The sequence below is a fragment of the Segatella copri genome (assembly GCF_019249765.2).
GTDB lineage: Bacteria > Bacteroidota > Bacteroidia > Bacteroidales > Bacteroidaceae > Prevotella > Prevotella copri_K.
Window position 1 is genome coordinate 33,281 of record NZ_CP152484.1, and the last position, 24,295, is coordinate 57,575.

The window sequence follows — 24,295 nt, forward strand, 5'->3', positions numbered from 1 at the left end:
TTTCTTTAGAAGAGTTCTAATATATAATAAGGTAAGAAAATGAACAATATAATCAAGAAATATATAGGTAAGAGCAGCCTGATGATGGCTTTCGCCCTGATGGCAACCGGCACTGCGATGACTTCTTGCTCTGATGATACCTTGAGCAACATCAATACCGACAAGACCAAAGTGAACGAGCTCGACCCTAACGCACAGTTGACAACAGCTTTGTTGCAGACTTACGGTGACTTCAGTCTGATGGATACCTACCGTAACTATATAACTGGTTTTCCACAGTATTTCGCTGGTGGTTGGAATGTAACCAATTACGCTGGTTCTAATTCCAGAGAAGATGATATGACCCGTCGAGTTTGGGACCGCTATTATGAAATCGGTATCAAGAACCTTGTGGATGCCATCCACAATTCTGCAGACAAGGCAAACTTGAATGCGGTACTTCGTATCCATCGTGTCTATCTCACGGCAGTTTTGGCAGATATCTACGGTGACGTGCCTTGTTCGGAGGCAGGTCTGGGTTATATCTCAGGTATCTCCAACCCTAAGTATGATACCGTAGAGGAACTCTATAGCTGGTTCTTCGATGAACTTGACGCTTGCGAGAAGCAGCTTGGCACAGGTACCGACCACATTTCTGGTGATGTCACCAGCATGGGTGGTGATGTAGCTAAGTGGAAGAAGTATGCCAATGCACTCCGTATGCGCTATGCCATGCGCATTTCCGATGTTAATCCACAGAAGGCAAAGGAAGAGTTTGAGAAGGCTGTGGCTGCCGGTGCTATCGCCAGTGCAGCCGATGATGCTTATATCAAGTATGCTGATGCACCATTTACCTATTATGATGGAGCCAACGACTACGATTTCCGTGCCAATGCCTTGGGAGAGATACTCTATGGTCAGGATGCCACATCGCCTACCATGGTATGCTCTACCTTGTTCTATCAGTTGCAGAATACCAACGACCCTCGTCTCTATCGCATCTGTCGCCACTATTACAACATCAAGCGTAGTCAGGTGAAGCCAGACAAGGAGCAGAACATCGATTTGACCGATGAGGTGTTGGCTTACTTCCAGCGTCAAGGTATTGGTGAGGAGCCTTGTAATCCTGGTGCTGCTTGGTATAGCGACTGGATGAACGTGCCTGAGGTATCAGAATTTCCTACTCTCGCTAAGTTGGCTAAGCAGGATGCTAACAATTATGACAACTCAGATTTTCGTGCACGTATGATGCGTCCATGCTTGAACATCGACTTTGAGATGCCTTCTTGCCCTGGTATTCTGATTACCTCTGCCGAGGTGAAATTCCTCATGGCCGAGGCTAAGACCAAGGGTTGGAATGTAAGTGGTGACGCTGAGACTCTCTATGAGGAAGGTGTTCGTGCTTCTATGGAGATGCTCAACAACTATTATCTCACGTCCAACAAGATTTCTGAGGATGAGATCAATGAGTTCATTGCCAACAACAAGTTGGGTGACAATCCTGAGGCGACCATCAACACCCAGGCATGGATTCTCCACATGATGAACCCATCAGAGGGTTGGGCTAACTTGCGTCGCTCCGACTATCCTGCTATCCTGGACAGAAGCCGACTAGGCATCTTTACCAATGGTTTCACTTATACCGATTCTAACATGGCTATGCCTACTCGCTTGCGTTATCCAGAGTTGGAAGGTCAGTATAACAGCGTCAACTATAAGGCTGCCATCGAGCGTATGGGTGGTACTGATGATTGGCACAAGCAGCTTTGGTGGGATAAGGCTAACATCAACCTTCAGCCAGAATTCGCTCCAGCTAATGGTAAAGGATACATTAAGTAATTAAGAATTTAGAATGAACAATTAAGAATTGGCTAACGCCATAACTATTAATAATTATCAAGATGAAAAAGATAATGAATCAATATAAAGGTAATGTCTTGAAGGCAATGATGATGCTTTTCGCCATGAGCTTTGCGCTCGCAGGCACTGCTACACTGTCTTCTTGTTCCTCTGACGATGATCCTTTCTTCACCGTATCAGAAGATGACAATCCTCGTATCTTGAACACCGACTTGGCTGACCAGAAGTTGGATCGCAAGACCAAATTGAACTTGGAAATTAAAGTCACTCCTGTTCACTACACCACTGTGACATGGTTGCTCGACGGCAATCAGATTGCCGAAGGTAATACTATCGACCAGACTTTGCCTTTAGGTGATCATGAACTGAAAATTGTGGCAACCACCACCAAGAATAAGACCACATCCCGCACCTTGAAAGTTACCGTGATTCCTGCTGCCGATGACCCAGCTTTGGGTACCAATGCCAGCGAGCTTTGGGTAGCTCCGGGAAAAACTACAACCATCCGCAACTGCAAGAACCTGGTGGATCACGTTCAGAAAGTACTCATCGCTGGTAAGGAGGCTGCCTTCGAAGTTCTCGATGAGGGTAAGGCATTGAAAGTTACAGCTCCTTCTGACCTCGCCAATGGCGATTACGACATTACATTGGTAGATGGCAGTGGTGTAGAGTTCCCTTGCGGTAAAATCAAGGTAACTACAGAGCCACGTCCATCTATGGAGACTACCCTCTGGGAAGGTCATCACTATGTATCTTGGGACTTGGGAGATGGTGACCCTAACAAGAGCTTCAACCTCATCACTAAGGACCAGGTAGCTAAGTGGAAGGAGGGGCAGACCCTCCGAGTTTACTGCTCGATGAAGGATGACGATAAATACCATCAGATCAAGCTTGCCACCAACTGGTGGAAAGACTTGACTTCTCCATACGAGTTTGGTGAGGGCAATGTCGTGAAGTTTGTGTTGACCCAGGATGCACTCGACAAGATAGCTGCCCAGGATGGGTTCATCTGTGTGGGACATGGCTATTATGTAGATAAAGTAACTATTGAATAAAATATTAGAAAGATTTCCGTTTTTATCATAAAGCGTCAAACCTTTACTGTTTATGAAGAAAATTTTATTATCTATTTCATTATTGGCATTGGCTTATACAGCCAGTGCCAATGTTCCAGTTATCAAGAGCGACCCTAAGATTGAGGCTCAGGTAGAACAAACCCTGAAGAAACTCACCTTGGAGGAAAAGATAGGTCAGATGATGGAATTGGTGACCGACCTCTTCGGTGCCAACGACAAGAACGGTGTGTTCTATATCGACGAGCACAAGACCGATTCTATCCTTTCCCGCTATAAGATTGGCTCTATCCTCAACGCTCCAAATACCTGCGCACCAACCGCCAAGCAGTGGGAGAAGTACATCGCACAAATCCAGAAGATCTCGATGAAGCGCATCGGCATCCCTTGTGTCTTCGGTCTCGACCAGAACCACGGTTCTACTTATACACAGGGTGGAACGCTCTTCCCTCAGAACATCAATGTGGCTGCCACCTTCAATCGTGAGATTGCTCGCCGTTCGGCTGAGGCTACCGCTTATGAGACTCGTGCCGTGAGCATCCCTTGGACTTACAGTCCTACCGTTGATCTCGGTCGTGATGCCCGTTGGCCTCGCATCTGGGAGAACTTTGGCGAGGATTGCTACCTCAGTTCTGAGATGGGCAAGGCGATGGTCTATGGTTTCCAGGGCGAGGACCCAAACAACATCGACCAGTATCACATTGCCACTTCAATGAAGCACTTCATGGGCTATGGTGTGCCTTGGACCGGTAAAGACCGTACGCCAGCCTATATCTCTCCAGCCGACTTGCGAGAGAAGCACTTCGCTCCTTTCCTGGCGGGTCTGCAGGCTGGAGCCTTGACCGTGATGGTGAATTCCGCTTCCGTTAACGGTATGCCGATGCATGCCAACAAGGACATTCTGACAGGATGGCTGAAGGAAGAGACTGGATGGGATGGTGTGCTCATTACCGACTGGGCAGACATCAACAATCTCTATACTCGTGAGATGGTGGCAAAGGACAAGAAGGATGCGCTCCGCATCGCCATCAATGCCGGTATCGACATGATTATGGAACCTTATTCTTGCGATGCTTGTGGCTATCTTGTAGAACTGGTGAAGGAAGGTAAGATTCCGATGAGTCGCATCGACGATGCCTGTCGCCGTGTGCTTCGCATGAAGTACCGTCTCGATCTCTTCAAGAACCCAACCCAGAAACTGAAGAATTATCCTAAGTTTGGTGGTGAGGAGTTTGCCAAGCTCGCCTTGGAGGGAGCTACCGAGAGTATGGTGCTCCTGAAGAACGAGGGTAATATCCTTCCTTTGCAGCATGGCAAGAAGATTCTCCTTACAGGTCCTAATGCCAATCAGATGCGCTGCCTGGATGGTGGATGGAGCTATACCTGGCAGGGACATCGTGCCGATGAGTTTGCCGGTAAGTACAATACCATCTATGAGGCATTCTGTAATGAGTATGGCAAGGAGAATGTTATCTTGAACCAGGGTGTTACCTATAATGAGAAGGGAAAATACTGGGAGGAGAACGAACCTCAGATTCAGGGCGCAGTTGATGCAGCAAAGGATGCTGACATCATCGTGGCTTGCATTGGCGAGAACTCCTATACAGAGACTCCGGGCAACCTGACCGACCTTTGGCTCTCAGAGAACCAGCGCAATCTGGTCAAGGCTTTGGCTCAGACAGGCAAGCCTGTCGTTCTGGTGCTGAATGAAGGTCGTCCTCGTCTCATCGCTGACATCGAACCATTGGCACAGGGCATCATCGACATCCTTATCCCTGGCAACATGGGCGGCGATGCCTTGGCAAACCTGGTATCGGGCAAGTCAAACTTCAGTGGCAAGATGCCTTACACCTATCCTAAGGAAATCAATTCGCTCGCCAACTATGACTTCAAGAAGAGTGAGGAGGTGGGTACGATGGAAGGTGCTTACGACTACAATGCGAAGATTACCCAGCAGTGGGGCTTCGGATATGGTTTGAGTTATACCTCTTATAAATATAGCAACCTGAAGGTTTCTCAGTCTGATTTCCGCCACGGCGACATCATCAAGGTGAGCGTGGATGTGAAGAATACGGGAAAGGTGGCAGGCAAGGAGAGTGTCCTCCTGTTCAGTAGCGATCTCATCGCTAGTATGGTGCCTGATGGCCGTCGTCTTCGTGCCTTCGACAAGGTGGAACTTCAGCCTGGTGAGACCAAGACCATGACATTTGAATTAAAGGCAGACGATTTGGCCTTCGTAGGTTGGAATGGCAAATGGAGATTGGAGGAAGGCGATTTCAAGTTGATGATTGCCGACCAGAGTGCTGATATCCATTGCACTGATACTTATCAGTGGCCTACTGCCAACCGATAATGTATATTTAAAAGATGATTTAAAGAAAAGAGCGTGCCAAGAGTGGTGCGCTCTTTTTGTTTGCATAGTAAAATGCAGAAGAGTTAAATATCTACAAGAATCCCCCATGATGTTTGGTGTTATGTCTTGAAATGATTACTTTTGCAAATCATAATTTTTGCAGATTTACAGAATCATTCAAAACAAGGATAAATGGAAATAGTAATTGGAATCATCATAGGACTTGCCATCGGATTCTTCGTAGGGAAACTGATGGAAGCAAAAAGTGCGGGAGAGGAGAAAACCCAGCTCGTAGCGAAGGCTCAGGTGCTGGCGGCTAACATCGAACAGATAAAACTGCATCATGCTTCTGAGGTTCAATCAATGAAATCTCAAATGGAGAATGAGCGGCTGTATGCGGCAAAACTCAGGGCGGAAAGCGACCAGCAGTGGGCACAGAAACTCGAGAGCCTGAAGCAGGAAATGCAGCGAATGACGATAGAACAGCAGAAGGTGGCGGCTGAGCAGTTGGCTGCCAAGCAGTCGGCTCTGCAGGAAAACAACCGACTGCAGATGGATGAACTTCTGAAACCTATCAAGGAACAGTTTGCTGATTTCAAGAAATCGGTAGAGGAGAGCAAAACCCAGAACGAGGTGAACAAGAAGGAACTGCAGAACACCTTCGAGGCAACGATGAAACTCTTCCAGCAGGAACAGCAGCAGGCTGTACTGAACCTGAAGGAGCAGACCGAGAAGATTGGCTCCGATGCTGCCAACCTGACCAAGGCATTGAAGGGCGACAGCAAGATGCAGGGCGACTGGGGCGAGATGGTGCTGGAAACCATCCTGGAGAACAGCGGACTTCGTAAAGATGAGGAATTCTTCATTCAGGAGAATACGAAAGATGAAGAGGGAAAGAACTATCGTCCGGATGTCATCGTCAGATTCCCGGAAGGCAGAAGTGTGGTCATCGATTCCAAGGTTTCGCTTACCGCCTATTCCGATGCTCTGGCAGCTGAAGATGAGGCTGAACAGGAACGCCTGATGAAGGCACATGCGCTGAGCGTACGAAAGCACATCGATGAACTGGCAGCCAAAGACTATTCCAAACTGGTGGATGATGCCATCGGTTTCGTACTGATGTTCATCCCTAACGAGACCAGCTATATCGCAGCCATGAAGCAGCAGCCTGATCTCAGCCGCTATGCTTATCAGAAGAAGATTATCATCATCTCACCAAGCAATCTGCTCATGGCACTCCAGCTGGCGTATAATCTCTGGCAGTATGACCGGCAGAACAAGAATGTGGAGAAAATCGTGAAGACGGCTGCTGACCTGTATGATAAGGTGGCTGGCTTCGAAGATACCTTTATGAGTGTGGGTGATCTGATAACCCGCCTTTCGGGTACCTTCGACAAGGCTAAGAAGCAACTCTATGACGGCACCGGCAATGTGATGAGAAGGGTAGAGAGCCTGAAGGGACTTGGAGTGACACCGAAAAAGCAGATCAAGGAACTGGATAATCTGTAAAGTGTATACTGATAGTCTACTACCGGTTAAAAGGGAAACAGGGCGAAAAGTATTTTTTGTTACCGAAACATTTCTAATTGTTCAATTTAAGTTTCTTATTGTTCAATATTTTGAAATAATCTCTAAAAAGGAGCGGTATTTCAGATTAAATTCGTAATTTTGCCCTGACTCAACAGAAAAGAAATCATTGTATTGCTTATAAAAAGGTAAAAATTTACATAAAACAACATCAATAATTATTAATCATGAAACTGAACGAAATTCTTTCTGACAGCTTTAATGCTGCAGAATGGGAAGCTAAGGGTTATGAGCTTCCTAAGTATGACATCGCAGCCGTAGCTAAGAAGACTCACGACGAGCCTACTTGGGTTCACTTTGGTGCAGGTAACATCTTCCGTGCGTTCCCTGCTGCTATTCTTAACGATGCACTTAACACCGGCAAGTACGATCGGGGTGTTATTGTTGCAGAAAGCTTCGACTACGAAATTATCGACAAGGCTTATCGCCCTTACAATAATCTCTCTCTTCTCGTCAGCCTCCAGAGCAACGGAACCATCGAGAAGAAGGTCATCGCTTCTATCACCGAAAGCCTCAAGGCGGATAAGCAGTTTGGTGAGGACTGGGCACGATTGGTCCAGATTTTCCAGGCTCCAAGTCTGCAGATGGTAACTTTCACCATCACAGAGAAGGGATATTCTTTCAATGATGCCGATTTGGCACGTGGTCTTGATGCAGTCTTTGCTATGGGTAAGCTTACCGCTCTTCTCTATGAGCGTTATAAGGCAGGCAAGTTGCCGCTTACTCTTCAGTCTACCGACAACTGTTCTCACAATGGCGACCATGTTAAGGCTGGCGTAAAGGCTTATGCTGAGCGTTGGGCACAGGATGGTATCGTAGAGGCTGGTTTCGTAGATTATATCAATGACAGCAGCAAGATTACCTATCCTTGGTCTATGATTGATAAGATTACTCCTCGTCCTCACGAGAAGGTACAGGCGATGCTCGCTGAGGATGGTTTCGAGGATAACAATACGATTATCACCGAGAAGCATACTTTCACCGCTCCTTTCGTAAATGCCGAGGAAGTGCAGTATCTCGTTTGCGAGGATACTTATACCAACGGTCGTCCGCCATTGGAGTTGGGTGGTGCGCTCTATACATCCCGCAAGACTGTAGATGAGGTTGAGACCATGAAGGTAACCACCTGTCTGAACCCTCTCCATACAGCAATGTCTATCTATGGTTGCATGCTCGACTATACCTTGATTTCTGCCGAGATGGCTGATGAGGACCTTCGTGCCTTCATCCAGAAGATAGGTTATATCGAGGCGATGCCAGTGGTTACAGACCCAGGCGTATTGAACCCATACGAGTTTATCGGCACTGTTATCAACAAGCGTCTGCCAAACCCATTCATGCCAGATGCTCCTCAGCGTATCGCTACTGATACCAGTCAGAAACTCTCTATCCGTTTCGGTGAGACTATCAAGAAGTATATCAACCGCGGTCTCGACAAGAGCAATCTCGTGTTGATTCCATTGGTATTGGCAGGTTACGCCCGTTATCTCAAGGCATTGGATGATAACCTGAAGCCATTCGAGCCATCTTCCGACCCATTGTTGGCAGAACTGCAGGCCATCGTGGCTCCTCTGGAGGTAGGCAAGACAGATCAGGACTACTCTTGCCTGAAGAATCTCTATTCTCGCAAGGATGTGTTCGGTCTCGATCTCTACGAGGCTGGCTTCGGCGAGCAGATTGAGGGTATGGTGAAGGAACTCTTCGTCGGCAAGGGTGCCGTAAGACAGACATTGCATAAATATGTTTCTGCAAGATAATTCATTTTTAAACTTATACATTTTATAATATATATGGAAAGAACATGGCGCTGGTTTGGCAAGAAAGATAAGATTACACTTGCACAGTTGAAGCAGATTGGTGTTGAGGGCATTGTTACCGCATTGCACGATGTTCCTCTGGGCGAAGTTTGGACACGCGAGAAGATTCATGAACTCAAGGAGTACATCGAGTCTTACGGTATAAAATGGAGCGTGGTAGAGTCTTTGCCTGTTGTTGAAACCCTGAAATATGGCGGTCCTGACCGTGATCATCAGATTGAGGTTTACAAGGAAAGTCTCCGCAACCTGGGCGAGGAAGGCATCAAATGCATCTGCTACAACTTCATGCCTGTTTTGGACTGGGCTCGTACCGATTTGGCACACGAGAATCCTAACGGAGCCAACAACCTCTATATGAACTGGGGCGAGTTTGCCTACTTTGATATCTATATCCTGCAGCGTGAAGGCGCTCGTGAGGATTGGGCTGAGTTCTCTAAGGAGCACAAGTGGGGCAGAGACCTGGTGGCTGAGGCTGATGAAATCAAGAAGACTTCTACACCAGAGCAGGATCATGCCCTGGTAGAGAATATCATCATCAAGACCCAGGGTTTCGTATCCGGTAACTTCAGCGAGGGCGATTCTGCTCCTGTCCAGAAGTTCCGCGACCTCTTGAAGCTTTATGATGGCATCGACAAAAAGAAGTTGCAGGAGAACATGAAGTACTGGCTGGAGGCTATCATGCCTATCTGCGATGAGTACGATATCAATATGTGTGTTCACCCAGACGATCCTCCTTATCCTGTATTCGGTTTGCCAAGAATCATCGGTCGTGCCGAGGATATCCAGTGGATGCTCGATGCTGTGCCAAACAAGCACAACGGTTTGACTTTCTGTGCAGGTTCATTCTCTGCCGGCGAGCACAACGACTGTGTGGCGATGGCGAAGCAGTTTGCCGACCGCACTCATTTTGTTCATCTGCGCTCCTGCTACATCTTCCCTAACGGCAACTTTACAGAGGCTTCTCACTTGGGTGGTCGCGGCCATCTCATTGAACTTTGCCGCATCTTCGAGAAGGCTGAGCAGGAAGGTAAGTGCAATTCGGGCCGCAGATTGCCTATGCGAGTAGACCACGGTATGACCTTCACTGATGAGCCAGGCGGCGTATTCGATGAGAGCAATCATGGTCACAATGCCGGTTACACTCTCCTCGGCCGTATGTTTGCCATGGGTCAGATTCAGGGTGTCATCGCAACAGTAGATGATGAACTGGGCATTGAGTATAAGCAGCCGGGATTCTATGATTAGTTGATAGTTTATAGGCTATTAAGTGATTTGAAATTCACTTCCTCAACATACTTCACCAGCGAATCCTTGCCGTTATGCAGATAGAAGTCTACACGAACCACGTGGTTGATGTCGGCATTGCCCTTCACCTTTATGTGTCGGGTCTTGCTGTACATCATCGTGTCGCGGCGTGAAGGATAGGATACGAGCTCGATGAGGTCTTTGGTAGAATTGCTGCCCACATAATAGATGCCTACACTGTCTTTTCCGTTCTTGATGGCAGCAATCTTCGCCATCTTCTTGGCATGAGCCGCAGAGGTATCTATCGGGTAAAACTCGCTGGCAGCTACCGTGTCGCCGTCATGCTGGTCGGGTGCAAACTTGCAGCTGGTACTGGTTGTTGTGATAGTGGCAGTGGCGGCGAGGGCTGCCGCAAAATATAATATCTTTTTCATTGTCTGTTATTTCCTTTCTTTTTGAGTTTTTGTTTGCTTTATGCCTTTTCGGCTGCAAAAGTACAAAAAATAGTTTGAACGAGGGTATGGATGGGGAAACATTTTTTGCCAAAAATGTAGAAAAGGGGGTGGAATGGGCGCGGAGGATAGAATTCGGTGCAAAGATACAACTTTTCTCTGATACTGCCAAATTTGGGGGTGTGATAAGGAAATGTTTGAACTGTGCTTTCAGATTGAAAGTAGTTAAACTTCCTTACTCATAGTTTTGTGGGTGACAACTCATAGTTTTACGGGTAACAACTCATAGCTTTGTTCTCGTAAAGTATAGAGTTAACCAGTAAATCAGGTGTTTACGAGGATTATGATGTTTTTACTGCAATGACTCAGTTCCTCAGTTCCTCAGTTCCTCAGTTTTTCTCTGACCCTTCACTTTTTCCTTTATTTAGAAGTTTATTATATATATAATATATATATATAATAATATATAATATATAACAATTTAAAACAACTTTGAACTATAAGGGCTATATACCCCTTAGGAAAAAACTGAGGAACTGAGGAACTGAGGAACTGAGTCAATGATAGAGACTTAGAATCTTACTCTTGATACTGTTGAATAGGTGCTTACGTTAAAAGTTAAGTATCAGATTATCAGATAAATAAAACACTTGACCCCCTGAAATGAGGGGTCAAGTGTTTATTGTGATACCCATACGTCGTGAAACACAACGTATGGGTATGAAAAGAGTTTCGTTACATTGAACTTTCAAATCGTAACTTGATGAGATCTGGCTGATTTACATCTCAACCACTACTTCATGCTTGCCTTCAGAGCAAGGAACGATGGTGCCTGGGATAGGAGTGCCATCCACTGTAATCTGCTTCACGCCCTTCTGGTTTCCGCTAGGATTCTTTACTGTGATATGGTATTCGCCACCACGGAACTTGCGGGTTACCTCATACTCCTTAGCGGTGCTTGGGAGACAAGGATCGATGAGCAAACCTTCATAATCTGGCTTGATGCCGAGGATGAATTCTGATACTGTATACCACATCCATGCCGCTGTACCGGTGAGCCAGGAGTTCTTTCCTTCGCCCGGTTTGGCTGCATCCTTACCGGCTACCATCTGGCAGTTTACGTAAGGCTCTACCTTGTGAAGTGTCTGATATTTTTCCTCTACATAGCTAGGCAGAATCTTGGTATAATGGCTCCAGGCATCGTTGCCTCGACCGGCTACAGTCTCTCCGATGATGACCCAAGGATTGTTGTGGCAGAAGATACCGGCGTTCTCCTTGTAGCCTTCAGGATAAGAAGAAATCTCACCCATTTCTACATGATAGGTGGTGTAGGCTGGGTTGTTTAGCACCATTCCGTGCTCGCATTCCAGTCGTTTCTTGCTGCTGTCCAGTGCTTTATCGCAAAGTCCTTCTTCCAGACCGATACCAGCCATCGTACACCAGCCCTGACTCTCGATGAAGATTTTGCCTTCCTCGTTCTCATCACTACCAATCTTGTTGCCGAAGAAATCGTAAGCGCGGAGGAACCATTCACCGTCCCATCCATGCTGCTTCACAGCCTCGTTCATCTCATCTACAGCCTGCTGCATGCGCTCGGCTTCTGTCAAATAATCTTCCTCTGCAAGACCGGCTATTTCGCCCTCCTTGCTTTCCATAGCTTCCTTGGCAAGCTGCTTGCACAGAGCCACATAATCCTTGCCGGTAACCACGAACAGACCGGCTATCATCAGACTCTCTGCCTTGCTTCCTTCGCCCTTGTTTTCGGTGGTCTGGAAACTCTCGTTAGGGTCCCAGGAGAAGCAGTTCAGGTTCAGACAGTCGTTCCAGTCGGCTCTTCCGATGAGTGGCAACTTGTGTGGACCCAGGTTGTTGATAACATGGTTCATCGAAATCTTGAGGTGCTCGAAGAGGCTTACTTCTGTGCCTGGCTGGTTGTCGAAAGGCACCTGCTCAGCGAGGATAGAGAAGTCGCCCGTCTCCTTGATATAGGCTACGGTACCGAAGATGAGCCAGCAAGGGTCGTCGTTGAAACCGCCACCGATATCGTTGTTGCCGCGTTTGGTGAGCGGCTGATACTGGTGGTAGCAGCCACCGTCAGGGAACTGGGTGCTGGCGATATCGATGATGCGCTGGCGGGCACGGGTAGGTATCTGATGAACGAAACCTACGAGGTCCTGGTTGGAATCGCGGAAGCCCATGCCTCGACCGATGCCGCTCTCGAAGAAACTTGCCGAACGCGACATACAGAAGGTGATCATGCACTGATACTGGTTCCAGATGTTCACCATGCGGTCTAACTTGTCGTTGCCACTCTTCACGGTGAAGATGTTCAGCAGGTTATCCCAGTACTGGTTGAGTTCTGCGAAGGCAGCATCCACCTTTTCGGTGGTATCAAACTGGGCGATAAGCTGATGAGCTTTCTCCTTGTTGATTACCTTCTTGGCGCTGAACTTCTTGTCCTGTTCGTTCTCCACATAGCCCAGCAGGAAGATGAGGTCGCGGCTCTCGCCTGGCTGCAAGGTAACCTCGATATAATGAGATGCGATAGGGCTCCAGCCGTGGGCAAAGCTGTTGCGTGGCTTGCCTTCCATCACAGCCTCAGGCTCGGCAAACTCGTTGTAGAGTCCGATGAAGCTCTCGCGGTCGGTATCGTAGCCCTGAATCTCGGTATTCACTGTGTAGAAAGCATAGTGGTTGCGGCGCTCACGATATTCGGTCTTGTGATAGATGGTAGAGCCTTCTACCTCTACTTCGCCCGTAGAGAAGTTGCGTTGGAAGTTCTCCATATCGGTAGCAGCATTCCAGAGGCACCACTCTGCAAAGGAGAACACCTTGAGGGTCTTCACCTCCTTAGTCTGGTTCTTCAGCGTCATCTTCTGCACCTCAGCCCATGTATGGAGCGGTACGAAGAAGAGCACACTCGCCTCTACGCCGTTCTTGCTGCCCGTGATGCGGGTATAGTTCATGCCGTGGCGGCACTCGTAGCTGTCGAGCGGTGTCTTGCAAGGTTTCCATCCCGGGTTCCATACGGTATCGCCATCTTTGATATAGAAATAGCGACCGCCGTTATCCATCGGCACACCATTGTAGCGATAACGGGTGATGCGACGGAACTTGGCATCCTTGTAGAAAGAATAACCACCTGCTGTGTTTGAGATGAGCGAGAAGAAATCCTCGTTACCCAAATAATTGATCCAAGGCCATGGGGTCTTTGGGTCAGTAATCACGTATTCGCGATTGGCGTCATCAAAATGACCATACTTTTTTTCTGCCATTGTTTTTTTAATGTTATTTCTTGGTAAAATATACTATTTTGGTGCAAAGATAGTAAAAAGTTTAAGTTTCGGGGTTAGAAAACAGTTTTTTTTTGTATTTTTGCAATGAAAAGTTTGATGATTATCATCATTCCATTAACATTTTATACAGTTGGCTTATGAAAAGAAACATTTTATCACTTATCATAGCTGTGTTTGCCATGTTGCAAGCTACGGCTCAAACTTATGACAACTTGTGGAAGCAAGCTGACATCATCGCTCAGAAGGACCAGCCGAAGAGCGAAATTGGGGTGATGCAGAAAATCATCTCCAAGGCTTCTGCGGCTAAAGACTACGGTCAGCTGCTGGCGGCTGAGATGAGGCAGGTGATGCTCTGGAAAGAGATTTCTGCAGACTCACTGACGCCGAATGTGAAGCGGATGGAGGCTGAAGCTTTGAAGACAAATGACCCGATGCTGAAAGCGGTGAGATATGCTGTGCTCGGCAAGGTATATCATGATAATCCGTATGGAATAGAAGTGGATGAGGCTTCTTTGGAACAAAGGGAGGATGCTTCTTATTATCAAAGTCAGCGAAAGGTAAACCTGAAGAAGAGCCAGGAGTTCTTCAAAAAAGCGATGGCGCACCCAGAGCTTCTTGCCAAGCATGCTTCTACTGAGTATGTGCCGCTGACTCTAAAAGGGGTGGACGGAAGTTCCTTCAAGAATGATTTGCTGCATCTCATCGGATTCGAGGCAGACAGCAAGGAGGCGTATCTGCAGCTGTACACCTATTATAATAAGGTGGGCAATCGGGGTGCGGCTTGTCTCTGTGCCTATAAGCTCATCGAGAAATACCGCCAGGACGACGTGAGAGAGGTGAAGAAATCGAAGTATCTGCAGACCATCGACTCGCTCATCCAGGTTTATCAGGATATTCCGGAGGCAGGCGAACTTGCCGTGGAGCATTTCCGCTTCATGGAAGGTGCTACCGATGCCAAACCGCAGGATAAGCTCAACTATATCAACTATGCGCTGAGCCGCTGGGGGGGATGGTCGAGAATGAACGAACTGAGAAATGCGCAGAAGCGACTCACCGAACCGATGTTCCGGGTGAAGGATATGCCGCAGGTATTGCGACCTGGAGAGAAGGCGTGGGTGCATCTGAATGTGCGCAATCTTCAGAACCTGAAAATCAGTATCTCCCGCCTCAATATTACGGCAGATAACGATTATAATGCCCAGGATGAGGCTACCTATAAGATGCTCCTGAAGAAGACTACGAAGCTGCATCAGAAGGATTTCAGCCGCAACTACTATGGTCGTCCGGATTACGAAGAGGTGAAGGATTCCATCGAAATCGGTGGCAATCTGCCGCTGGGTGCCTATCTGATGGAGGTGACTTCGGATAATACCGGCATCGCTCCGCAGCGAGAACTCTTCTATGTCAGCAATCTGGCGGTGATGATCCAGCAGTTGCCGGATGATAAACATCGCTATGTAGTGGTGAATGCTACAGACGGACAGCCTATCGCTGGGGCTAAGATAGAACTCTACGACCAGCGGTATGATTTCAAGACGAAGAAGGACAAGCGAATAGTTCATGCCCGCTTGACAACAGATGAGAACGGAGAGGCTTACTTCAAAAATGTGGATGGAATGGTGTTGATTTCTACCAACAATGACAAGTTTACGCCAGCCAGGGACATCTATCTTAGCCGTACCCGCTATTATGAGAAGAAGGATAATGAGACTAAATATCAGGTTTATACCGATCGTGCCATCTATCGCCCGGGGCAGAAGGTACATGCCTCAGCCATTTCCTATACTGTCAAGAAGGGGTTGGATGCCAGCGTGCCAGGAAAGAGTATGGAACTGAAGTTTGTCCTGAGTGATGCCAACTGGAAGCAGGTGGCAGAACAGAAGGTTACGACCGATGAATATGGTACGGCTTCGGTAGATTTCGAACTCCCGAAGGAGGGAAAGACAGGACAGTATTCCATCTCCGTGAATGGTACAGCAAGCGAATATTTCAGAGTTGAGGAGTACAAGCGTCCAACCTTCGAGATTACCTTCCCGAAGGTGAACGAGAAATATACCTGGGGCGACACCGTGGTGGTGAAAGCTTCAGCCAAGACCTATGCCGGAGTGCCGGTGCAGGGTGCCAAGGTGGAGTATCAGGTGACCCGCAGAAACCAACTCTGGTGGTGGGGCGCAGGATCTGCCGGACAGTTGGTGAAAACTGACAGTTGCGTGACTCGTGAGGACGGAACCTTCGACGTCGAGATTCCGCTGGAGGCTTCCTTGTCAGGAAAAGACGAGGCTGATATGAGCGATTTCATGCGCATCGCCCGTTTCTTCAACTTCGAGGTCTCAGCCATCGTTACCGACATCAGTGGTGAGAGCCATGAGGGCGTGATGAGTCTGCCTCTGGGCACCAAGCCAACCATCCTCACGGTGAATCTTCCTAAGCGTATCGAAACAGACAGTCTGAAGACGGTGACCTTCGCTTACCGCAATGCCAGTGGAATGCCGATTTCTAGTAGGTTGAAATATCGAATTGATAAGGGCGAATGGAAGGATGCCGAGGCGAATGCACCGGTTTCTATCAAGGAATATGCTTCTTCTGCTTCTTCTGCATCTTCTTCCCTCGTTTGGAAATCTGGCGTTCATCAGTTGGAGGCAATCTGCGGACAGGATACCCTGCAGCAGAAATTCACCCTTTTCAGCATGAAGGATACCCATCCGGTGGAGCCAACTACCGAATGGTATTATCAGACGGCGAAGACCTTCCCTCGTGATGGCAAGCCGGTCTATATCCAGGTGGGCTCTTCGGAGAACGGAGCGCACATCGTATATTCCATCATCGCCGGCAACAAACTGCTGGAGAAGGGCGCCTGGGAGTTGGGCGACAGTATCGTGACCTTGCCTTTCACCTACAAGGAGGAATATGCATCGGGCATCGTACTGAACTATAGTTTCGTGAAGCAAGGTAAGTGCTATACCCGAATGATGAGCATCGCCCGTCCTTTGCCTGAGAAGAAACTGAACATCGCCTGGAAGACCTTCCGCAACCGTCTGACCCCTGGACAGAAGGAGGAGTGGACGCTGAAGATTACCACCCCTGACGGCAAGCCAGCCAAGGCGCAGCTGATGAGCGTACTCTATGACAAGTCGCTCGACCAGATAGCCCCGCATTCCTGGAATTTCTCCCTGGGTTTCTATCAGAGTTTGCCAAACTGCTACTGGAAGCACAACCTCACTTTCCGTTCATTTTACTTGAATGGCGTTTATCCTACCAAGTATTATGACGAGAAGCAACTGGATGTAGATAAGTTTGATGGCAAATACTTTAGCTATTATGCTTATATGCAAGCGGTGGAACTGAGCAAGTTGGAACGTTCTTCTGGCGGAACCGTTGAGGCTGTTCGTGTACAGAAAGACGAGCTGGTTCGAGAAGAAGCGAAAGTCATCAGGATTCGCGGCTCTAAAATGACCCGTGTCGGAGCGGCTGCTCCATCTGCCAACAAGGTTTTTGATGTAGTAGAGGAGATGCCGCAGTTTGCCGGTGGTTCTGGGTCAGATGCAGGACAATTCCTCGACAAGGTACAGGTGCGTGAGAATATGAACGAGACCGCCTTCTTCTATCCAGCTTTGGAGAGCGATAATCAGGGCAATGTGGCTATCAACTTCACCCTGCCAGAAAGCGTGACAACCTGGAAGTTCATGGGCTTGGCTCATGATAAGGAGATGCGCAATGGTTTGCTGGTAGATGAGGCTGTGGCGCAGAAGACCGTGATGGTGCAGCCTAACATGCCTCGTTTCCTTCGTGAGGGCGACAAGGCTATCATCGTGGTGAAACTCTTCAATACTTCCGACAAGAAAGTGAGCGGCAACACCCGTATGCAGATTCTTGACCCGGAGACCAACAAGGTGGTTTGGCAGAAGACGCAGAACTACAGCATTGATGCCGAGGGCTCTGCTACCATCTCCTTTGATGTCCAGGGACTGAAAGAAGGCGTATATATTAATAAGGTGGTGGCTGCCGGTAATGGCTACAGCGATGGTGAACAGCACTATCTGCCGGTTTTGAGCAACCGTGAACTCGTGGTGAACACCCTGCCTATCACCCTGCATCAGAAGGGCGAGCAGAACTTCGACCTGAGCAAACTCTTCCTGAACAAGGAGGGCAAGCAGGCGAAGGGCACTGAAGAGGCAAAGGTAACCATCGAGTACACCAACAATCCAAGTTGGCTGATGGTGAAGGCGCTGCCAGCTATCAGTAATCCGGATGAGGAGAACGCCATCTCGCTGATGTCTGCCATCTACGCCAATACCATCACCTCCCATATCCAGAAGACTCTCTCTTTGGATAATCATTCTCAGAAGAATCTCTCTCAGGAGAGCATCCGTCTGCAGAATCAGGTGGAGAAACTGAAGAAGTTGCAGAACCCTAATGGTTCCTTCTCCTGGTGGAATGGAATGAAGGGCAGCAGATATATGACAACGTCGGTAGCCGAAATGATGGTTCGATTGAATGCCATCGCAGGTGTGCAGAAATCAACCGCCCGGATGCTGACTTCCGCCATCGATTATCTCTCTCTGCAGACCGCACAGGAAGTAAGAGAGATGAAGAAGCAGGAGGAGAAAAAGCAGAAGGTGAGTCCTAGCGAACAGGCGCTGCATTATCTCTACATCCTTTCGATGGATGGCAGAAAAATGAAGCAGAATCTGGAGCAGGATAAGGCTTATCTCCTGGAAAAGATGTCGAAGATGACCGGTGATTTCTCCATCTATGGCAAGGCGCGTGCTGCCGTGGTACTCGCCAGAAACAGCCAGCAGAATGCTGCTTACCGCGAGAAGGCAGGCGAATATCTGCAGAGCGTGAACGAATATGCCGTTTACCGTGAGGAGATGGGCCGCTACTACGATACCCGCAAGGCACTCTACAGCTGGAGAAACTATAAGATTCCTACCCAGGTATCCGTGATAGAGGCGATGCAGATGCTGAAGCCGAACGACAAGCAGACCATCGAGGAACTGCAGCGCTGGCTACTGATGTCGAAACGTACCCAGGTTTGGGATACGCCGGTGAACACCGTGGATGCTGTCTACGCCTTTATGAAGGGCAATGAGAGCAACTGGAACAGGAAGGCTGAGAATGCCGTTCTGAAACTGGACGGCAAGCTGCTGCCGATGCCGCAGGATTCCACTACTTTGGGCTATGTGAAGACCGAAAGACCGGGCAAGGCATCTAAGCTGAGCATCGACAAAAAGAGCGATTATACCAGCTGGGGAGCCGTCTATGCAGAGTTTAAGCAGCCTATCAGCGAAATCGGTTCCATGGAGTCGGGCATCAAGGTGCGCCGTGTCATCGTTCCTGCCGAATCTCAGGGTAAGGGCAAGGCGCAGGCGAAGGTAGGTGAGATGGTGAAGGTAACACTCCTCATCACCGCCGACCGCGACTACGACTTTGTGCAGATTACGGATAAGCGTGCGGCATGTCTGGAACCGGTTAACCAGAAGAGTGGTTATCAGTGGGGCATAGGCTGCTATGTTTCTCCAAGAGATTATGCAACAAATTTTTATTTCGATCGTTTATCTAAAGGTATGCACATCGTAGAAATGGAGTATTACGTGGATAGAAAGGGCGACTATCAGAGCGGAACTTGCACCGCTGAGTGTACCTACAGTCCGGAATTTGGTGGCCGCACAGAGACTTATGAATTGAAAGTTAATAATTAAAGTTTATAGATTGATAATTTAAAATAGAATAGTATGAAACGGATGAATATATGGATGCTCTCAGCGCTGTTGGCGCTGCCTGCATCAGCACAGAAGATTACAACCCAGCACGAGGTGGTAGACTGCGGACAGGTGGTGTTCAACAAGCCTGTAACTGCCGAATTCGTGCTGAAGAATGACGGGCTCAAGCCGTTGGTTATCAACAATGTATTGAAAAGCTGCGGCTGTACGGAGGTAGATTATCCGAAGACGAGCATTGCTGCCGGCGAAAGTTTCGTCATCAAGGCGGTATACGATGCCAAGCAGATGGGTACTTTCACCAAGCAGGTTTGCCTCTATACCAATGCGGGTGAAGACCCGTTCATCCTCTCTATGAGGGGAAAGGTAGTGGGCAGCGTAGTAGATTTCGCTGGTTCTTACGATGAGATGTTGGGTGTCATCAAGAGTGATGCCCAGGAGGTGGAGTTTGATGACGTGAACCGTGGCGACCGTCCGGTTCAGCGCATCCATATCTTCAATCCTACCGACGAATTACTGGAGCCGGTAGTGATGCATCTGCCACCCTATCTTCATGCTTTCGTATCGCCTTCCAAGGTAGCTCCGCGTCATTCTGCCGAAATCAGTTTCGTGCTGGATTCCAAGAAACTGCGCGACCTGGGCTTGAACCAGACATCGGTTTATCTCGGTGAGCGTCCTGGCGATAGGATTGCGCCTGAGAAGGAAATCGTGGTATCAGCCGTTCTTCTTCCTGGTTTCGAGAACATGACTCCAGCCAAGAAGGCACTGGCTCCGAAGATAGAGATGTCTGCCACCGATCTCAATCTGGGTAGTTTCAATGGAAAGAAGAAACTGAAGGGTGAGATTCTGATTACCAATAAGGGTAAGTCGGAACTGGATATCCGCAGCATGCAGATGTTTACGATGGGCTTGCAGGTGAACCTGAAGAAGAGTAAGATTCAGCCAGGAGAGACCGTTAAGATGAAGGTGACGGCTGTGGCTGCCGACTTGAAGAAATCGCGTGTCAGACACCCTCGTATCCTCATGATTACGAATGATCCTGAACATGCTAAGGTGGTGGTGAAGATTAATGTACAATGAATTAAAAACGAATATCGTGCAGATAGAAATAGATAACGGCAGTGGGTTCTGCTTTGGCGTAACCACTGCCATCAAGAAAGCTGAAGAGGAGTTGGCTAAGGGCGGTAAACTTTACTGCCTAGGCGATATTGTGCATAACGGTATGGAGGTGGAGCGCCTGCATGAAGCGGGACTCATCACGATAGACCATGAGCAGATGGAGGAACTGCAGGGCGTAAAGGTCTTGCTCCGTGCTCATGGTGAACCGCCTGAAACTTATGCCCTTGCCGAACGGAACAACATTGAAATCATCGATGCTACCTGTCCTGTGGTGCTCCAGTTGCAGCGCCGCATCAAGAAGCAGTATGTCAACAATCCGGAGGCACAGATCGTGATTTTCGGCAAGAACGGGCATGCTGAGGTGCTCGGACTGGTGGGGCAGACGGAGAGTCATGCCATCGTGGTAGAGAAGTTTGAGGATGTGAAGCAGCTGAAGGAAAGCGGTCAGTTGGATTTCTCTAAAGATATCTATCTCTACTCCCAGACTACCAAGAGTCTCGATGAGTTCCACCGCATCATCGAATACTGCCAGGAGCATATTGTTGAGGGCGCTGTCTTCAAGAGTTTCGATACCATCTGCCGTCAGGTGGCTAACCGCATGCCTAACATCGCTGCCTTTGCCAGCAAGCATGATGTCATCCTCTTTGTGAGTGGCAGAAAGAGTTCGAACGGTAAGGTGCTTTTCAAGGAATGCAAGAGCGTGAATGCCAACAGCTACCAGATAGAAAGTGCCGACGAAATAGATATGAACTGGTTCAAGGATGTGGAAACGGTTGGTATCTGTGGCGCTACCAGTACGCCGAAGTGGCTGATGGAAGAGTGCAGGGAGAAGATTATCAAGGAAAGTTCTGCTCTGTTGTAGTAAAAGTTAAAGAGTTGATTATCAGTAACTTGATATACTTGATACGGTGTTTCACCGTATATGGGTAGAGGATAGTTTTATCGTTGATTGAAAAACTTAATATATTGGTTATTAATTAGTTAACCCCCCTTGCTACCGCGTTTTGCGGTAGCAAGGGGGGCTTTATCTTTTATAAACTGTCTGAAAATAAAACAGGTGATAAATCTTCTCCCGAAGACCTATCACCTTCAAAAAACAGTAATTAACTCAAAATTTATAATCTATATCATTACTACCTTGTTAATATGATTGCAAAGATACTAAATTGAAGTTTTTTTTCCAAATCTTTTTCATCAAATAAAATAAATTTATCGGTAAAAGTAGCATATTTAACGTATTTTTGCATAAATAACCCGGCAGTCTCTTTTCTGTAGCTTATTCTGCTATTGCTTTTTGATATTGTTCCATCAGCCATGCCTTCTGTTCAGGAATGGTCATGTTGCTGTTGTCGAGCGTGATGGCATCATCAGCCTTTCTGAGTGGGGAAGTCTCGCGGTGGGTATCGATATAGTCGCGCTCCTCTACATTCTTCAGAATCGCATCGAAGTCGGCTGGCATTCCTTTCTCCTTCAGTTCATCGAAACGGCGTTGTGCTCTCACCTGTGAGCTGGCTGTAACGAAAATCTTCAGTTCGGCATTAGGGAACACGGTGGTACCTATATCGCGACCATCCATCACGATACCCTTGTCTTCGCCCATCTTCTGCTGCTGCTCTACCAGCGCCTCTCTGACGAAAGGAACGGCGGCAATCGGACTAACGTGGTTGGAAACCTCTAACGAACGGATTTCCTTTTCTACCAGTTCGCCGTTCAGATAGCAGTCTGGGCGACCGGTTGTTTCATTAAACTTGAATGAGATGCTGATGTTCTTCATCTCCTTCTGCAGTTCTTCTGTCTTTACGGCTCCATCTGCTTCGAAGAGCTGATGACGCAGCGCATAGAGAGTTACCGAGCGGTACATGGCGCCCGTATCTACATAAACATAACCTATTTCCTTGGCAAGATCCTTTGCCATCGTACTCTTACCGCAAGAAGAGTATCCGTCTATTGCTATTGTTATTTTCTTCATAATTTCGAACTAACTTTAATGTATAATAATGTAGAATTTATAATCTGTAACTTACGTTCAGCATGAGGCTGCTGCTACTGACGTGATATTTGCCGTAGGCAACGTTCAGATGGAAGCGCTCCAGGTTGATACCGCCACCCACAGAGAAACCGGCTCCATGACTGCTTTCCTCATCTTCTGAGGTGCTGATTTTCATCTCGTTGGCTCTCCGGAAGTTGTAGCCGGCACCTATCCACAGGCTCTCCGAAAGCAGAATGTCGGCACCTACTACGGCATGATCACGAAGACTGCTGTCCCAATGGTTCAGGTTGACCAGTGTGGCTGATACCCTGAACGGTGCGTTAGCAAAGCGTTTCGTCACACCCAACTGCAGGTCGATCGGCATCTTCTCATATTCATTGTCGTAAGCTTTCAGCTGTCCACCCAGGTTCTTTGCCACGCAAGAAACCGACCATTCCGTTTCAGGGTCGTAATAGTTGATGCCCAGATCCACTCCCACAGCGATAGAATTGTAATCGCCAATATACGAAGTGATGAATTTGGCGGCAATACCACCCGCAAACTTTTCACCGAGCATATAAGAGAAGTAACCCGCAATGGCAATATCCTTTGCAGAGAACTCACCCATCTGGATGTTGTTCTCATCCGTCTCTTTCATCTTGCCGTAGTCAACAAGCTGAGCCGAAACAGCCCACGAAGCCTTGTCGTTGACAATACGGTTGAAACTAGCCGAGGCAGTGTTCACCCCCGACATATAGTTCATATAATTGAGATTGACCGTCTTGTCGTTTACTGATGACAGAAGAGCCGGATTATGGAATATGAGTGCCTCATCATCTTCTATCAAGGTGATGTTGTCGCCACCCAGAGCAGCTGCGTGAGCACTCACCGGCAAGCGAAGGAAATTATACCCCGTTTGGCTCTCTTGAGCATCAATAATTGTCGCAAAAAGCGTCAATATTGCGGAAATTACATATTTTTTCATTTAAATTTTCTAATTCTTTGGCAAAGATACTGCTTTTTTCAATAATAAGAAGTAATTTTGCAATGTTTTCGTAGGAAATAACGATTTTAAACGGTTTTTATTGTGGAAATTAAGAAATCAAATAGCGCACAACTGGAAGATAAGCGGGTTACATTTTTCCTGCTAGGTTTGCTGCTGGCTTTTACTTTCATCTTCGTAGGACTCCAATATCAGAAAGGTCCGCAGGGAGATGATGACTTGTCGGAATCGATGGAAGATCTTTCACAGGATCTGGAAATGTCGGCTCGTCCCGACCTGAAAGATATGGTGAGTGCAGAGGCTGTTTCGGCTCCTGCTTCTAAGTCAATTACTCAGGAAGTGAAGGCTGCCGAGCAACAGACTCAGAAGGCACCGCAGAAAATCAGTTCTACAACCAGCGAACTGGTTATCGGCGACGGCTCGGGTGTAGTGGATGGAGCTGAGGTGAAGGAAGCGGTTCCTGAAACTCCCATTGAGAATCCGGGAGCTGAGGCTCCTATCAAACTGACCGTCGTGCAGAAGATACCGCAGTTTCCTGGTGGCTGGTCTGCCTTCATGCAGTGGCTTACCAAGAACCTGAAGTACCCTGTAGCTGCCCAGAAGAATAGGATTCAGGGAACCGTAGTGGTATCCTTTATCGTAAACAAGGATGGAAGTGTTGCCAATATCAAGGTAAGCACTTCGGTAGATCCATTGCTCGACAACGAGGCTTTGAGGGTGATGAAGATGATGCCGAAGTGGAAACCGGGCATCGATAAAGGCAAGGTCTGTCGCACGATGATTGCCATCCCGGTAGTGTTCCAGCTATAAATTATTCATTGT

At 47.9% G+C, this 24,295-nt stretch carries 14 protein-coding genes; 10 read left to right on the forward strand and 4 right to left on the reverse strand.

What is annotated here, in order from left to right; all coding sequences use genetic code 11:
* Positions 1 to 39 precede the first annotated feature (39 nt).
* The 6 genes from KUA46_RS00100 to uxuA all read left to right on the forward strand — a co-directional run bounded on the left by KUA46_RS00100 (position 40) and on the right by uxuA (position 9,914).
* Positions 40 to 1,818, forward strand: coding sequence for a SusD/RagB family nutrient-binding outer membrane lipoprotein (locus KUA46_RS00100; RefSeq protein ID WP_218486679.1), 1,779 nt, complete (start codon positions 40 to 42; stop codon positions 1,816 to 1,818).
* A 74-nt stretch (positions 1,819 to 1,892) separates the two neighbouring features.
* A complete protein-coding gene (locus KUA46_RS00105; protein WP_256624994.1) occupies positions 1,893 to 2,894 on the forward strand; it encodes a COG1470 family protein in 1,002 nt (333 codons plus the stop codon).
* 52 nt (positions 2,895 to 2,946) lie between these two features.
* Positions 2,947 to 5,265 carry a glycoside hydrolase family 3 N-terminal domain-containing protein gene (locus KUA46_RS00110; RefSeq protein ID WP_218486677.1) on the forward strand — a complete coding sequence of 773 codons (2,319 nt, stop codon included), beginning with the start codon at positions 2,947 to 2,949 and terminating at the stop codon, positions 5,263 to 5,265.
* A 192-nt stretch (positions 5,266 to 5,457) separates the two neighbouring features.
* Positions 5,458 to 6,774 carry a DNA recombination protein RmuC gene (locus KUA46_RS00115; protein ID WP_153093245.1) on the forward strand — a complete coding sequence of 439 codons (1,317 nt, stop codon included), beginning with the start codon at positions 5,458 to 5,460 and terminating at the stop codon, positions 6,772 to 6,774.
* A 245-nt stretch (positions 6,775 to 7,019) separates the two neighbouring features.
* Positions 7,020 to 8,609: a mannitol dehydrogenase family protein gene (locus KUA46_RS00120; protein ID WP_218486676.1), complete on the forward strand. Its 1,590-nt coding sequence runs from the start codon at positions 7,020 to 7,022 to the stop codon at positions 8,607 to 8,609.
* Between the two features lie 33 nt (positions 8,610 to 8,642).
* Complete coding sequence (uxuA, locus tag KUA46_RS00125) at positions 8,643 to 9,914, forward strand: mannonate dehydratase (protein WP_218486675.1); 1,272 nt, start codon at positions 8,643 to 8,645, stop codon at positions 9,912 to 9,914.
* A gap of 8 nt (positions 9,915 to 9,922) precedes the next feature.
* Here the strand turns inward: uxuA and KUA46_RS00130 are convergent, their stop codons facing one another.
* Positions 9,923 to 10,348, reverse strand: coding sequence for a hypothetical protein (locus KUA46_RS00130; protein ID WP_218486674.1), 426 nt, complete (start codon positions 10,346 to 10,348; stop codon positions 9,923 to 9,925).
* A gap of 797 nt (positions 10,349 to 11,145) precedes the next feature.
* Positions 11,146 to 13,641 carry a GH36-type glycosyl hydrolase domain-containing protein gene (locus tag KUA46_RS00135; RefSeq protein WP_218486673.1) on the reverse strand — a complete coding sequence of 832 codons (2,496 nt, stop codon included), beginning with the start codon at positions 13,639 to 13,641 and terminating at the stop codon, positions 11,146 to 11,148.
* A 158-nt stretch (positions 13,642 to 13,799) separates the two neighbouring features.
* Here KUA46_RS00135 and KUA46_RS00140 point away from each other — a divergent pair, with 158 nt between their 5' ends.
* From KUA46_RS00140 to KUA46_RS00150, 3 genes are read left to right on the forward strand one after another with little or no spacing between them, the layout of a single operon-like run.
* The gene (locus KUA46_RS00140) at positions 13,800 to 19,364 is read left to right on the forward strand and encodes an alpha-2-macroglobulin family protein (protein WP_218486672.1); all 5,565 of its coding nucleotides are present in this window, start codon (positions 13,800 to 13,802) and stop codon (positions 19,362 to 19,364) included.
* Between the two features lie 33 nt (positions 19,365 to 19,397).
* Positions 19,398 to 20,462, forward strand: a complete 1,065-nt coding sequence (locus KUA46_RS00145; RefSeq protein ID WP_218486671.1) for a DUF1573 domain-containing protein — start codon at positions 19,398 to 19,400, stop codon at positions 20,460 to 20,462.
* A gap of 13 nt (positions 20,463 to 20,475) precedes the next feature.
* Entirely contained in the window at positions 20,476 to 21,363 is an 888-nt protein-coding gene (locus tag KUA46_RS00150) for a 4-hydroxy-3-methylbut-2-enyl diphosphate reductase (RefSeq protein ID WP_218486710.1), read from the forward strand.
* A 414-nt stretch (positions 21,364 to 21,777) separates the two neighbouring features.
* Here the strand turns inward: KUA46_RS00150 and cmk are convergent, their stop codons facing one another.
* Positions 21,778 to 22,470 (reverse strand): (d)CMP kinase, encoded by a 693-nt coding sequence (gene cmk, locus KUA46_RS00155; protein ID WP_118063612.1) that lies wholly within the window; start codon positions 22,468 to 22,470, stop codon positions 21,778 to 21,780.
* 37 nt (positions 22,471 to 22,507) lie between these two features.
* The gene (gene porQ / locus KUA46_RS00160; protein WP_218486670.1) at positions 22,508 to 23,455 is read right to left on the reverse strand and encodes a type IX secretion system protein PorQ; all 948 of its coding nucleotides are present in this window, start codon (positions 23,453 to 23,455) and stop codon (positions 22,508 to 22,510) included.
* A gap of 102 nt (positions 23,456 to 23,557) precedes the next feature.
* Here porQ and KUA46_RS00165 point away from each other — a divergent pair, with 102 nt between their 5' ends.
* Positions 23,558 to 24,283 carry an energy transducer TonB gene (locus tag KUA46_RS00165; RefSeq protein ID WP_217326279.1) on the forward strand — a complete coding sequence of 242 codons (726 nt, stop codon included), beginning with the start codon at positions 23,558 to 23,560 and terminating at the stop codon, positions 24,281 to 24,283.
* Positions 24,284 to 24,295: the final 12 nt, after the last annotated feature.